The organism is Saccharopolyspora oryzae (genome assembly GCF_027853915.1).
In the GTDB taxonomy this organism is placed as follows: domain Bacteria; phylum Actinomycetota; class Actinomycetes; order Mycobacteriales; family Pseudonocardiaceae; genus Saccharopolyspora; species Saccharopolyspora oryzae.
Window position 1 is genome coordinate 119,690 of sequence record NZ_JAQGLA010000011.1, and the last position, 11,928, is coordinate 131,617.

The window sequence follows — 11,928 nt, forward strand, 5'->3', positions numbered from 1 at the left end:
CCGCGGAAGACGCCGTGATCAACGCGGGAACCCTCCCACCGGAACCTGCTGCGCTCCCCCAACGACATGCCGTCCGCGCTCCCGATCACCCGTAGGTGCGAACCAAATCCATTGCCGTCGCAACGAAAACCCGGAGAACTTCAGGAAAAATGAAATGTGCCGACCCGCGGAACGGATCGGCACACTTCATCAACTGCGCATCACGGCGATGGTCGCCTCAAGGTCGCGTCAGTCGTTACCTGCGACGGAGGAGGCGTCGCCGCCGACACCGTTGCCGCCGTTACCGGCCGAAGCGTTCCCGCCGTCACCGCTCGACAGGACGCTCAGACCGCTGAGCACGTTCACACCCAGACCACCGTTACCACCGGTGCCGTTACCACCGGCTGCTTCGGACGTCGCGTTGTCGCCGTTGTCCTTTCCGTGCCCACCACTGGCGAACGCAGGCGAGCCGATGGCCAGCGCAGCGGCGCAAGCAGCGGTGACACCGATAAGACGAAGCGAAGTACGCATCCTTTGACTCCCATCCATGATCGGATCATCGCCAGGTCGGCAGTATTTCCCGGAATTTTCCGGTATTTGGGGGTGCGCCGACCGGCAGGACATACGTTGCCATCCATTCCTCGAGTTCCGCATTTCCAGCCACACCAAAGAGGACCTCCGTCCCCCCATGCGGCCAATCGATCACCCTGCGTCGTTCATGCGGCATATTCACGAGAGCGCGGATGGACTGATCAGATGATGAAAGCGTCCTGCCGCAATAAGGATCACGAAGTAAGATCCCGCTCCCGATCACGGGATGATCAAGAACCGGACACCGCCGAATCTCGTCCAGGCAAGGGACTTTCCCGCGGATCGACGCGCCCACCGGTGAACACCGAGGTCGACGATGTTCGCCGTGCGCGACGAGCGGTCCGGCTCTAGCGTTCATCAGCGATCCCGCACAGAAGTCCTGCAGGAGGCAGATCATGGGAATTCGCCGCGAGGCAGCGGTTCTGCTGGCCGCGTTGGGAACGCTGGCCGCCGGCAGCTCGGTCGTCGCCGCGACGGCCTGGGCCGGGCCGCCGCTGAACGTGGAGGTCGGTGAGGCGCAGTGCCTGCACGCCGACTCGCCGCTCATCCCCGCCCCGCTGAAGGGGGCCTATCCGATGGTCACGTTGAAGATGAGCAGCACGGCCAAGGAGAACGAGCGGACCGACTACTCGGTCGCGGTGAACGGCACCGAGCGCGCATTCGGCACGGTCGCCGGTGGCGGAACGGCCGTCAACAGCATCAGCGTGGACAACGGCAAGCCCTCCCGGGTCGTCGTCACCAGCGGGAAGTCCATCGTCCTCGACCGGATGGTGACCGGCCGCTGCTGATCGGGCCGACGGCGAACGAGAATCGGGGAGCAGACCACCGGTCTGCTCCCCGATTCCCTTTGTGACCGGGCAATTCCTGTTTTCCCTCCGAGCTGATGCCCGCTCGGACTGGAGGTGGTGGCTCCACCGAAACGAATCCGGTGAAGCCACCGAGAACGCGACGCAGGCAGCTCGCCGGGCCGAGTCACGCCCAGCACCCGAACCCGCCTTGGCTCCGAACCCGTGGAGTGCGCGAGGGGGGCCACGAGATCGGCGACTTTCACGCCACATTCCTTGCCTGCAACGGCAAGTCTTGAATCCGCTCCGACAGCGGGATCAGAAGTCGAAGAACGCTCCGGTGCGGGCCTTGAGCTCGCAGGGGTTGGGAGCCGAGAGCTTGATCTCCACCGGCTTTCCGCGCCAGTTCCCCTTCGCCTCGGCGTTGACGTCCCGGCGGTCCTTGGTGCAGTTGTTCCCCGCCCGGGCGTCCAGGCGCTGGAGGTTGCCGTTGACGAGCTGGAGCTGGTTGCACGCCGCGGCCGCCTGCGGGTGGTTCCCGCCGACCGGATCGCAGTTCAGCGTCACCGTCCTGGTCTGCTGGTTGGATTCGGTGACCGTCAACGTGAAGGCGCTCTGCTCCGCGCTGTTGTCCGTTGCTGCCGCAGCGGCTCCGGGGACCAGCACTGCCACCGCGCACGCAACACCCGCTGCGGCCCGGCCGAGCAACCGAATATCGGACATTTCGCGTCATCCTCCGTCCGAGCGGAAAAACAAACCCGTGTCTTCTTTACCGCACGGCAGACGATCTCTCCTGGCGAGCAAGGGATGATCACTGATCGGGCGGACCCGAACAGGTAATCGCAACGCACCGCTGAGCACGAAGCTGATCTGCGCGCTCGCGCGTAATCCCGCAGAACGTCGATCTCCACTATCCGGCGGCAACATCGACATCCGGCGCGACGGCCGGTGATCACGAGTAACCCGATGGCGGCATGCCCTCAGGAATCCGACAGGATTACCCGGCTCCAGCTCGAACGGAGTGCGGGAGCGCAAGTCGAATCCGCGCGGCATCCGGCTAACCCACAGTGATCTCACGGCCCACCTGCACGGTGATCGAGCGCCGATCGCCTGACCCGGCATCTCGGCGCCGCTGAGGATCAACTGCGGAACGCCAGCGGCTCGCCCCTGACGGCGGTAATCATCGACGAACGATGCCAGGGCAATTCGAGTTCTCGATCACCGCATGAGGTGAGGGCGAACAATTCCGGGTTGCACGCCGCTCTCCGGCAGCTAATGTTCCGGGTGTTCCCGCCGACCGCGGGATATCCCAGAAATCCCTACCAGGACCCGCGCTTTCACATGCTCGCGCATTGGCGCGCGGATTGATCCGGCACTACTCACCATTTGCAGGAAAGGTATTTCTGATATGCGTTCTGTCAAGCGCGTCATTGCCGCTACCGCTCTCGGCCTGCCGATCATGTTCGGCGCCCCGGCAATGGCGTTCGCCGGTGGTCACGAGAACAGCGACGACCAGAGCCAGGTCCAGGACCAGGACGCCTCCACCGAGCAGTCGAACTCCAACGTCTCGCCGATCTACCAGTTCCACGTGGGCAGCAAGGGTGAGCAGAACGCCGTGAACGCGGTCGACCAGGACAACAACGCCTCCACCGAGGAGAACGCCGGCGCGTCCCAGAGCGACGAGGACTGAAGTCGCACCACCGCTGATCAAGCCCAGCGGTGAAAGATGCTCGGCCCGGCGACGTCGTCGCCGGGCCGAGCATCTTTTCCGGAGCTAGTCGTGCGGGCCCGTCACTCCTCGTCCTGGAAGGCGCCCTCGTCCTGCTCCGTGTCGTTGGTGTTGCCCTGCTGGGTCCAGGTCATCGCGTTCTGCTCGCCCTTGCCGTTGTTGACCTGGGTGACCGGCGAGACGTTGATGTTGTTCTGGACCGTGTGGTTCTGCGCGTCCTGCGACTGGAGCTGCTTCACGATCTCCGAAGCCTTCGGCGGCTTCGACGGCCCCTTACCGTTGGCGGCCAGCGCCGGGCTCGCGATCCCCAGCACCAGTGGCAGTCCCAGCGCCGCCACGGTGAGCGCGCGCTTAGCAGTACGCATCAAATGCTTCCCTTCATTGCACTTCCGAGTTCCCGGAGCGGAGCCGCGAGAACGCGCAACTCGAGGTCCGGGCTGCCCAACCGGCGAAACGGGCAGCCGGAACCTATCGGGAAACACCGCGCACGCCCGGGCAACGACACCAGCGATCACCCCAACCGGTGATCGCGGACGTGGCGAAGCCCGTTGGTCCGGCACGACCGCGCCGGACCAACGGGCTTCAGAGCCGTTCAGGGGCGGATTTCGGGAGCGCCCCGGGAAATTCAGAACCTGAAGCTGAACACCGCGTTGGGCGTGTCGGAGTTGCCGCCGGTGTCCAGCGGCCGCTGACCGAGCATCAGCTCCGGCCCGCGGTAGTACTGGTCGGCGACGACCGCGAGGCCGGGCCGGCTCTGCGGCGTGATGACGAAGCCACCGTGCGGGCTGCGCACCAGGTCCCACTTCTGGCCCTGCTTCCACACCGCGCACGGCGCGGTGAAGACCGGCCCGTTGGCCTGCATGGTGGACTCCGCGCACTCGTTAGTCGCCCGGTTGCGGAAGACGGTCGAGCCGTCCTGCTGCTGTTCGAGCGTCCACGAGCCCCACGGCCCGGTCGCCTCGGTGGTGGTCTCGATGTTCTGGCCCGCGCCCGGGGAAACCCAGTGCGTCCCGTTGCCGACGTTGGTGATTTCCGTGGAGTTTCCCCAGTCGGCTTGCGCCGAGGCGGGTAGAGCGGGTGCCATCGCGAGCGTAGCCATGGCACCAAGGGCACCCAGCGTCCAGCGAGCGCGCATCATAACTACTCCTCCATGCAAGGAAATTTCAGATGTGGACGTCCTTTTCGTCCGCCCAAATAGATCTCTACCAGCGTCGGCGGAAAATCTCGCACCGAGTCACTACAACGGGTGGCAGTGAAGTGCGAGCGGTGATCGAATTCCCCACGACGCTCGGATTATTCCAATCTGGACAGACCCGAAGCGAAGGTGGCTACCGTCCCGAACCCCTTGCAGGCAGCAGGAAACATGACGAAATGTTGAGGGCGCGGCTACCCTTTCCAGATGATCGTCCTCTTTGGACATTGGCAACCGAGGAAAGTTAGACGCTCCCGCGTGAACGTGAATTCCTTGCCATTCTTTTCACTCCCCGTTTCATTCAGGAGCCGCACTGGGAGAATCCCGCGCCATGTTCATCAATGTGCGTGATCGCTGAAGATGTCGGCTAACGGAACCGGGCTTGAATTCGATGAACAGTGCCACTGGCCGACCGCCGAAGATCGTCCACAGGGGACGCTGCGGTCCCAGCCCGAAAGGCAGAAGCCCCGGCTGGGGTCAGCCGGGGCTTCGTCTGGTGCGCGATACTGGGATTGAACCAGTGACCTCTACCGTGTCAAGGTAGCGCTCTCCCACTGAGCTAATCGCGCGGAGCGGTGTTCGTCCGCGTGCCCCCAAAGCTTAGCGGAGGCCCGATCGCGGCTTCACACCACCCCGTTGTTGTCAGGGTGCGCAGGCACTACCCGGCGCGGGCAGCAGGTACTGCTGGGCGGCCCACCGCCCGTCACCGAGGTCGCGGAAGCCGTCCACGACGTTCGGCAGCGCGTTCACCTGATCGCCCTGCCGGAGGGTGTCGACCTGGTGCTCCGCCGGCCCGGGCCCGGAGCGGACGTTGAGCACGTCGGCGGCGACGTGGAACGAGCAGTGCTGGGGCGGGTCGGGAGCACTGCCGACCTCGTGGGTGCTCGTCAAGTAGAGCGCGCCGATCGCACCGGCGCCGATGAGCAGCAGTGAACGGGGCACGAAGAACACGGCGAACCTCCTGGTCGGGCGCGGCAACCCCAGCTTCGGCGCCGCGGCCCGGCAGCGGGAACCCGGAGCACCCGTCAGCACGCCCCGTTCAACACCTCGGGTGTCGCCCACAGGTGCTCGTGCGCGCCCCGTGACGTCCCAGGGAAAGCAGAACGCCGCCCCCTCGTGGGGAGCGGCGTCCTCAGACCTCGCGGAGGAAGATCAGCTGTTGGCCATCTTCTTCTGCAGGTTCTCGTCCAGCGTCGCGAGGAACTCCTCGGTGGTCTGGAACTGCTGGTCGCCGCCGACGAGCAGCGCCAGGTCCTTGGTCATCTTGCCGCTCTCGACGGTCTCGATGACGACCTGCTCCAGCTTCTCGGCGAAGCCGATGACCTCGGGGGTCGAGTCCAGCTTGCCGCGGTGCTGCAGGCCGCGGGTCCAGGCGAAGATCGACGCGATCGGGTTCGTCGAGGTCGGCTTGCCCTGCTGGTGCTGGCGGTAGTGGCGGGTGACCGTGCCGTGCGCGGCCTCGGCCTCGACCTTGCCGTCGGCGGTCATCAGCACGGAGGTCATCAGGCCCAGCGAGCCGAAGCCCTGCGCCACGGTGTCGGACTGGACGTCACCGTCGTAGTTCTTGCAGGCCCAGACGTAGCCGCCCTCCCACTTCAGGGCGCTGGCGACCATGTCGTCGATCAGGCGGTGCTCGTAGGTGATGCCCTTGGCGTCGAACTCGGCCTTGTACTCGGCGTCGAAGATCTCCTGGAACACGTCCTTGAACATGCCGTCGTAGGCCTTCAGGATCGTGTTCTTGGTCGACATGTAGACCGGGAAGCCGCGCTCGAGGCCGTAGCGGAACGACGCCCGCGCGAACTCCTCGATGGACTTGCGGTAGTTGTACATGCCCATCGCGACGCCGCCGTCCTCACCGAACTTGGCGACCTCGAACTCGATCGGCTCGCTGCCGTCCTCCGGCGTGTAGGTCATCGTGACGGTGCCCGGGCCGGGGACCTTGAAGTCGCTGGCCTTGTACTGGTCGCCGTGCGCGTGACGGCCGATGACGATCGGCTTGGTCCAGGTGGGGACGTAGCGCGGGATGTTGGAGATGACGATCGGCTCGCGGAAGATGACGCCGCCGAGGATGTTGCGGATCGTCCCGTTCGGGCTCCGCCACATCTTCTTGAGGCCGAACTCGTCGACGCGCGCCTCGTCCGGGGTGATGGTGGCGCACTTGACGCCGACGCCGTGCTTGGCGATGGCGTTCGCGGCGTCGACCGTGACCTGGTCGTCGGTGGCGTCCCGGTGCTCGATGCCCAGGTCGTAGTAGTCGAGGTTGATGTCCAGGTACGGGTGGACCAGCTTGTCCTTGATGAAGGACCAGATGATCCGGGTCATCTCATCGCCGTCGAGCTCGGCTACGGTGCCCTGAACCTTGATCTTACCCATGTGGCGGGGTGCTCCTCTCGCGAGAATGCAAGCGGTACGAGCGTACTGCTATCGCGTTCGATTGTGCCCTCTACCCTGCATCGACCACCAGCCGTTCCGACGCGCGATGCGCCACTGTTCGGCGCGTCGACCTCGTGTCGTGATCTTCTTCTAGGCTCGACCCGACACAGGTGATCATTCGACCGGACGATCTTGGAGGGGGCTCGTGTCGACCGGACCTACCCACGCGATGAGCGGTTTGGCCTTGTGGGCGGGCGTCACCGCCCTGGCCGACACGCACGCGCTCGGGCAATTATCCCCGAAGACCTGGGTGGTGGGGGCCACGCTGTGCTCCGGCGCTGCGCTGCTGCCCGACATCGACCACCCGAAGTCGACGGTGGCCAACACCTTCGGCGCGGTGTCGCGCGGCATATCGGCCGTGTTCAGCGGCATCAGCGGGTTCCTCTACCGCCTCACCCACACCAAGCGCGACGGCAAGCGCGAGGGCACGCACCGCGCTTTCACGCACACCGTGGTGTTCGCGGTGCTCGCCGGGCTGATCACCACCGCCATCGCGCAGACCGGCAACGACACCGCGATCGGCATCCTGATGTTCTTCTTCGCGGCGCTCGCGGTCCGCGGCCTCATGCACGTCAAGTCCTCGCGGATGGACGCGCTGGTGATCGCGGGGGCCTCGCTCCTGCTCACCGTCGCCTGCTGGGCGTGGGCGGGCGACCAGCCGACCAACCCGGCGGCGTTCGGGGTCGCGGTGATGCTCGGCTGCGTCGCGCACTTCCTCGGCGATGCGATCACCGAGCAGGGCTGCCCGATGCTGTGGCCGGTGCCGCTGGCCGGCCAGACCTGGTACCCGATCGCCCCGCCGAAGGCGATGCGGATGACCACCGGCGGCAAGGTCGAGATGGCCCTGGTCGGCCCCGCCCTGACCATCGCGGCCGTGGTGCTGAGCTCGGTGGTGCTCTACCGGATCGGTGCGGCGCCGTGGATCGCCCAGCTCGACCTGCCACCCGAGATCATGGCCTGGATCAACCCGTAGCCGATCCATCCGGCACGGCAGTGCAAAAACTCCGAATCGATCTCGGATCACCTCGGAAACGACATTTCACCCATCTCGTCACCGAGGCCCGATAGGGTACAAGAGCGGCACCACCCCCCGGTGCCGCTCCTAGCCCCGGAGGGACGATGCGAGCTCGGAAGAAGTTCGTGGCAGCAGCGCTGTTAGTGCCGCTGCTGACCGGCTTGGCGGCGTGCGGCCAAGCCCAGGAAGCGACGCAAGGCCTGGACCGGGCCAGCGAGCAGCTCCAGGACGCGAAGCAGGGCTTCGACACCTGCTTCCACGCCCTCAACGCCGCGAGCTTCATGCCCAACTTCGCGGATCCGGAGAAGGCCAAGGCCGATGCCCAGGCCAAGGTCGACGAGCTCCGCCAGCTCGCCGACAAGACCGCCGACCAGACGCTGCGGCAGAACCTGCTCGACGTGCAGCAGTCCGTCCAGCAGGTCGCCGACGGCGAGATCAGCATGGACTCCAGCAACGACTGGACGACCGCCCAGCTGGAGAAGTACCAGCAGGTCGTGACGACCTGCTCCCGACAGGGCGGCTGAGCTCCGCTGCGAAGTGTGGCCCCGGTCACTTAGTCTGGGCCTGCGGAGGTGATGGGCATGAGAGCAGCCGTGGGTGACCAACTGCACGTGCACAGCAAGCACGTCGACGAGGCCGATCAGGTCGCCGAGATCCTGGAGGTTCGCGGCCAGGACGGGGCGCCACCGTACTTCGTGCGCTTCAAGGACGGGCACGAGAGCCTGGTGTACCCGGGCGGCGACTGCGAGATCGAGGCCCACGTGCCCCGCCAGGGGCGCTGACCCGCAGCTACCGCCGCGGCCGGCGCGGCCCTCCCACCCCGGGCCGGCCGCAGGCGGGGCCCTCACTCCCAGGGCTGGTCGAGCACCGACGCCACCTCAGCCCGGAACAGCGGCTCGGGGTCGATGCCCATCGCGGTGAACTGGCCCTCGACCTCGAGGCTGACCAGCCCGTGCATCCGCGTCCACGCCTGCAACCCCCGCTGCACCACCGCGGGCGGCATGGCTTCCGCACCGCGCATCGCCCGCCACTCGACCAGTTGCCGGTCCAGCTCGGTGCGCGCCGCGGGCAGGTCCGCCGGGGCGAGCTCGGCCAGCGCGTCCAGCAGCGGCTGGATGGCCCGGTCGGCGAGGGCGAGCGTGAGCTCCGGCGCGCTGAACCCGGGGACCGGGGTGCCGAACAGCAGCAGGTAGCGGTGCGGCTGCTGCACGCCCCACGCTCGGAACGCCGCGGCCAGCTCGCGGAACCTGCTCGCCGGGGCTTTCCGCCGGTGCTCGTGCGCCGCGTCGCGGATCGCGTCGCCGAGGTCGCGGTAGGCGTCCACCACCAGGTCGGTCAGCAGCGCGTCCCGGTTCTCGAAGTACCGGTACAGCGCGGGTCCGGTGATGCCCATCCGCTTGGCGATCGCGTTCACCGATATCCCGGCAGGCCCCGACTCGGCGAGCTGCTCGAGCGCGACCCGCTTGGCCTCGTTGCGGGTCTGCTCCCGGAACCGCTCGCGCGGGCTGCGCGGCGCTGCGTCCATCCCGGTTCTCCCCTTCCCTTGACAGCCCCACCGTAACAGCCTCATATTTGTGTTAGAACTTGTAACTAACATTTGAACTTCTAGCGGAGGTAGTCATGGCGATGCCCGACAGCGGCGTCGAGGTCGTGTTCACCGAGCTGGGCGGCACCGAGGTCGTCGCCACCCGCTCCAGCGCGCTCCAGGCGCCGGGCCCGCACCGCGTGCTGGTACGCACCGAAGCCGCCGGAGTCGCCTTCGCCGAGGTCCAGATGCTGCGCGGGCGCTACCCCGCGCAGCCGAAGAACCCGTTCGTCCCCGGTTACGACCTGGTCGGCGAGGTCGTGGCGGTCGGCCCCGAGGTGACGGCGTGGCGGGTCGGGCAGCGCGTGGCGGCGCTGCCGGTGACCGGCGCGTGGGCCGAGTACGTCGAGCTCCGCGACCAGGACCTGGTCGCCGTGCCGGACGAGCTGGACGCCGCGGAGGCCGTCGCGGTGGTGCTCAACGGGGTCACCGCCCAGCAGCTGCTGCGGGCTGGAAACGTCCGGAGTGGACAGACGGTCCTGGTGCACGGCGTCGGTGGCGGTGTCGGGATCCTGCTCGCGCAGCTCGCGGTGAACGCCGGGCTGCGGGTGATCGGGACGGCGTCGGCCAGCAGGCACGCCGCGCTCGCCGACCTCGGCATCGAGCTGGTCGACCACCGCACCGCCGACGTCCGCAGCGAGATCGCCGAACTCGCGCCCGGCGGGGTGGACGCGATCTTCGACCCGCTCGGCCCGACGAGCCTGGACGAGTCGTGGCGGATGCTCGCGCCCGGCGGCACCCTGGTCAGCTACGGCAGCTCCCGGACGCTGCACGACTCCGGGCCGTGGTGGAAGCCCTACCTGAAGGTCGTCGGCAAGCTCGCCAAGTGGCGCCTGCTGCGGCTGATCGGCAGCACCGGCGACCGGCGGGCCCGGCTGTACTACATCAAGTCCGACGCCCGGTTCCGCGCCGACCTGGCCGAACTGTTCGGGATGGTCGCGAGTGGACGGTTGCGCCCGCTGATCGCCGCGCGGTTCCCGCTGGAATCCGCGGCCCAGGCCCTGGACCTGCACATCTCCGGCCGGGAGACCGGGCGCATCGTGCTCGTCCCCGGACTTTCCGCCGAATAGAGCACAACTCCCTCGCGCGAAACGGCTACGCCCCGTACCCTCCCTCGTCGCGCCACGCGATGGGCAGCCCGGGGCAGGCTCTAAGGTGGTCGCGATGAGGGGTGCTTGGCAAGGAGGCGGTGAGGAAGTGTTGTACGACCAGGAGGCGGGGGCACCGGGCGATCTGTCCGCGGTTTTCGGCACCGGAGTGTCCGTTTCGCTGCCACCTGGCGAGATCCTCACCGAGCAATCGGCCTTGTCCGGCAACCCCACGCCGCTGTGCTGGATCAGCGATGAGCCGCCGGCGCCGCAGCTGGTCGCCACGTTGCGCGCAGAGCACCCGCAGAGCGGGTTGTGGCCGTTGCTGCTGTGCGACAGCGACGAGGTCTACGGCGAGCGCTGCACCGTCGGCGTCGTGCCGCCGGAACCGCTGGAGCACATCGACCGGTGGCGGGTCGTCGACGTGATGGCCCGGATCTGGGACGGCCTGGTGCAGGCCGACGACGAGCTCGGCCCCGCCTACGACCTGGAAGTCCTGGCGCCGTTCGACTACCACTGCCCCGGCCCCGCGCGCGCCGGGAACCTGCTGGCGGACCCGGACATCCTGGCCACCCAGCAGCTGCCGAAGTTCATCGACGACGACATCCGCCTAGCGCTGATCCCGGTGCGCCGGGGCGCGGACGTGCTGACCGCCCTGGGCTGGTCCGGCGCGTCCAACCACGTCTCGCGCACCGCGGGTCTGTCCGCGATGGCGCGCAGCTGGGAAGAGCGCTTCGGCGCCCGGATCCTGCGCCTGGGACCGGACCGCCTCGACCTCAGCGTCGCCGCACCGCCCCAGGACGACGACCACGCCGCGGCGGTCGCGGCGGAGCACTGGACGTTCTGCCCGGACCGGATCCTCCAGGAGACCGGCACCATCGCGGCCTACGCCCAGGAGATCCGCGGCCGCCGCACCTGGTCCTTCTGGTGGGAGTGACGGGTCAGGCCTCCGGCGGCAGGTGGACGGTCATGATCAGCCGGCAGGTCCCGGTTCCCGCACCGCGGTAGGAGTGCGGGACGTCGCCGTCGAACGTGGCGGTCTGCCCGGCGTCGACGGCGTGCTCCACGCCGTCGACGACCAGGGTCATCCGACCTTCGACGACGCTGACGGTTTCCACGACCCCGGCCTGGTGGGGGCTGCTGGGGTACTCCTCGTCCGGTTCCAGCTGCCAGCGCCAGATCTCGACCGGCGCCGCCCCGGACGTCGTCAGCACGAGCCGGGCCTCGCCGCCCCGCTCCCCCGTCCACAATGGATTCGCGGTGTCGGCGGCCACGACGCGGACCCGCCCCTCGGGCGATCCCTGCACCAGGGCGGACACCGAGATGCCGAGCGTGTCCGCCAGCCGGACCAGGGTGGCCAGGTTCGGATTCCCCTGGGCCTTCTCCAGCCCCACCAGAGCACCCTTGCTGACCTGGGCCCGCCGACTGAGCTCGTCCAGGGAGAGGCCGGCGCGCATCCGGGCAGCCCGGACGTTGTGCGCCACTGCCCGCAGCGCCGCGGCCGTCTCGGCCATCTGATCACCATCCTCGC

Annotated in this window: 15 protein-coding genes and 1 tRNA gene; 7 read left to right on the forward strand and 9 right to left on the reverse strand. The window is 67.7% G+C overall.

The genetic code is table 11. The features are described 5' to 3' along the window. Positions 1 to 228 precede the first annotated feature (228 nt). The gene (locus OU415_RS10475; protein ID WP_270948438.1) at positions 229 to 510 is read right to left on the reverse strand and encodes a hypothetical protein; all 282 of its coding nucleotides are present in this window, start codon (positions 508 to 510) and stop codon (positions 229 to 231) included. Positions 511 to 965: 455 nt separating this feature from the next. On the opposite strand from OU415_RS10475, the gene OU415_RS10480 reads away from it, so the two are divergent. Further along, positions 966 to 1,358 (forward strand): hypothetical protein, encoded by a 393-nt coding sequence (locus tag OU415_RS10480; protein ID WP_270948439.1) that lies wholly within the window; start codon positions 966 to 968, stop codon positions 1,356 to 1,358. Between the two features lie 315 nt (positions 1,359 to 1,673). Here OU415_RS10480 and OU415_RS10485 read toward each other — a convergent pair whose 3' ends face one another. After that, positions 1,674 to 2,078 (reverse strand): SSI family serine proteinase inhibitor, encoded by a 405-nt coding sequence (locus tag OU415_RS10485; RefSeq protein WP_270948440.1) that lies wholly within the window; start codon positions 2,076 to 2,078, stop codon positions 1,674 to 1,676. Between the two features lie 685 nt (positions 2,079 to 2,763). Between OU415_RS10485 and OU415_RS10490 the strand changes: the two genes are divergently transcribed. Further along, a complete protein-coding gene (locus tag OU415_RS10490) occupies positions 2,764 to 3,045 on the forward strand; it encodes a hypothetical protein (protein WP_270948441.1) in 282 nt (93 codons plus the stop codon). 101 nt (positions 3,046 to 3,146) lie between these two features. On the opposite strand, the gene OU415_RS10495 is transcribed toward OU415_RS10490, so the two are convergent. The 5 genes from OU415_RS10495 to OU415_RS10515 form a co-directional block, all read right to left on the reverse strand. Next, the gene (locus OU415_RS10495; RefSeq protein WP_270948442.1) at positions 3,147 to 3,449 is read right to left on the reverse strand and encodes a hypothetical protein; all 303 of its coding nucleotides are present in this window, start codon (positions 3,447 to 3,449) and stop codon (positions 3,147 to 3,149) included. Positions 3,450 to 3,709: 260 nt separating this feature from the next. After that, positions 3,710 to 4,183 (reverse strand): hypothetical protein, encoded by a 474-nt coding sequence (locus tag OU415_RS10500; protein ID WP_270948443.1) that lies wholly within the window; start codon positions 4,181 to 4,183, stop codon positions 3,710 to 3,712. Positions 4,184 to 4,770: 587 nt separating this feature from the next. Further along, a tRNA-Val gene (locus tag OU415_RS10505) sits at positions 4,771 to 4,845 on the reverse strand. Between the two features lie 73 nt (positions 4,846 to 4,918). Beyond that, positions 4,919 to 5,308, reverse strand: coding sequence for an SH3 domain-containing protein (locus OU415_RS10510; RefSeq protein WP_270948444.1), 390 nt, complete (start codon positions 5,306 to 5,308; stop codon positions 4,919 to 4,921). A 120-nt stretch (positions 5,309 to 5,428) separates the two neighbouring features. Further along, the gene (locus OU415_RS10515; RefSeq protein WP_270948445.1) at positions 5,429 to 6,649 is read right to left on the reverse strand and encodes an NADP-dependent isocitrate dehydrogenase; all 1,221 of its coding nucleotides are present in this window, start codon (positions 6,647 to 6,649) and stop codon (positions 5,429 to 5,431) included. Between the two features lie 205 nt (positions 6,650 to 6,854). On the opposite strand from OU415_RS10515, the gene OU415_RS10520 reads away from it, so the two are divergent. The 3 genes from OU415_RS10520 (at position 6,855) to OU415_RS10530 (ending at position 8,506) form a co-directional block, all read left to right on the forward strand. Continuing rightward, positions 6,855 to 7,682, forward strand: a complete 828-nt coding sequence (locus OU415_RS10520; protein WP_270948446.1) for a metal-dependent hydrolase — start codon at positions 6,855 to 6,857, stop codon at positions 7,680 to 7,682. A gap of 146 nt (positions 7,683 to 7,828) precedes the next feature. Continuing rightward, entirely contained in the window at positions 7,829 to 8,248 is a 420-nt protein-coding gene (locus tag OU415_RS10525; RefSeq protein ID WP_270948447.1) for a hypothetical protein, read from the forward strand. 57 nt (positions 8,249 to 8,305) lie between these two features. After that, the gene (locus OU415_RS10530) at positions 8,306 to 8,506 is read left to right on the forward strand and encodes a DUF1918 domain-containing protein (protein ID WP_270948448.1); all 201 of its coding nucleotides are present in this window, start codon (positions 8,306 to 8,308) and stop codon (positions 8,504 to 8,506) included. A gap of 62 nt (positions 8,507 to 8,568) precedes the next feature. Here OU415_RS10530 and OU415_RS10535 read toward each other — a convergent pair whose 3' ends face one another. Beyond that, positions 8,569 to 9,249: a TetR/AcrR family transcriptional regulator gene (locus OU415_RS10535; protein ID WP_270948449.1), complete on the reverse strand. Its 681-nt coding sequence runs from the start codon at positions 9,247 to 9,249 to the stop codon at positions 8,569 to 8,571. Positions 9,250 to 9,344: 95 nt separating this feature from the next. On the opposite strand from OU415_RS10535, the gene OU415_RS10540 reads away from it, so the two are divergent. Then, positions 9,345 to 10,379 (forward strand): zinc-binding dehydrogenase, encoded by a 1,035-nt coding sequence (locus tag OU415_RS10540; RefSeq protein ID WP_270948450.1) that lies wholly within the window; start codon positions 9,345 to 9,347, stop codon positions 10,377 to 10,379. 127 nt (positions 10,380 to 10,506) lie between these two features. Then, positions 10,507 to 11,334, forward strand: coding sequence for a DUF4253 domain-containing protein (locus OU415_RS10545; RefSeq protein WP_270948451.1), 828 nt, complete (start codon positions 10,507 to 10,509; stop codon positions 11,332 to 11,334). Between the two features lie 4 nt (positions 11,335 to 11,338). Here the strand turns inward: OU415_RS10545 and OU415_RS10550 are convergent, their stop codons facing one another. Beyond that, positions 11,339 to 11,911 (reverse strand): helix-turn-helix domain-containing protein, encoded by a 573-nt coding sequence (locus OU415_RS10550; RefSeq protein ID WP_270948452.1) that lies wholly within the window; start codon positions 11,909 to 11,911, stop codon positions 11,339 to 11,341. Positions 11,912 to 11,928: the final 17 nt, after the last annotated feature.

Excerpts from the sequence above, each read along its gene's own strand:
- OU415_RS10475 (WP_270948438.1), bottom strand. The coding sequence starts at position 510 with ATGCGTACTTCGCTTCGTCTTATCGGTGTCACCGCTGCTTGCGCCGCT.
- OU415_RS10480 (WP_270948439.1), top strand. The coding sequence starts at position 966 with ATGGGAATTCGCCGCGAGGCAGCGGTTCTGCTGGCCGCGTTGGGAACG.
- OU415_RS10485 (WP_270948440.1), bottom strand. The coding sequence starts at position 2,078 with ATGTCCGATATTCGGTTGCTCGGCCGGGCCGCAGCGGGTGTTGCGTGC.
- OU415_RS10490 (WP_270948441.1), top strand. The coding sequence starts at position 2,764 with ATGCGTTCTGTCAAGCGCGTCATTGCCGCTACCGCTCTCGGCCTGCCG.
- OU415_RS10495 (WP_270948442.1), bottom strand. The coding sequence starts at position 3,449 with ATGCGTACTGCTAAGCGCGCGCTCACCGTGGCGGCGCTGGGACTGCCA.
- OU415_RS10500 (WP_270948443.1), bottom strand. The coding sequence starts at position 4,183 with ATGGCTACGCTCGCGATGGCACCCGCTCTACCCGCCTCGGCGCAAGCC.
- OU415_RS10515 (WP_270948445.1), bottom strand. The coding sequence starts at position 6,649 with ATGGGTAAGATCAAGGTTCAGGGCACCGTAGCCGAGCTCGACGGCGAT.
- OU415_RS10525 (WP_270948447.1), top strand. The coding sequence starts at position 7,829 with ATGCGAGCTCGGAAGAAGTTCGTGGCAGCAGCGCTGTTAGTGCCGCTG.
- OU415_RS10530 (WP_270948448.1), top strand. The coding sequence starts at position 8,306 with ATGAGAGCAGCCGTGGGTGACCAACTGCACGTGCACAGCAAGCACGTC.
- OU415_RS10535 (WP_270948449.1), bottom strand. The coding sequence starts at position 9,249 with ATGGACGCAGCGCCGCGCAGCCCGCGCGAGCGGTTCCGGGAGCAGACC.
- OU415_RS10540 (WP_270948450.1), top strand. The coding sequence starts at position 9,345 with ATGGCGATGCCCGACAGCGGCGTCGAGGTCGTGTTCACCGAGCTGGGC.
- OU415_RS10550 (WP_270948452.1), bottom strand. The coding sequence starts at position 11,911 with ATGGCCGAGACGGCCGCGGCGCTGCGGGCAGTGGCGCACAACGTCCGG.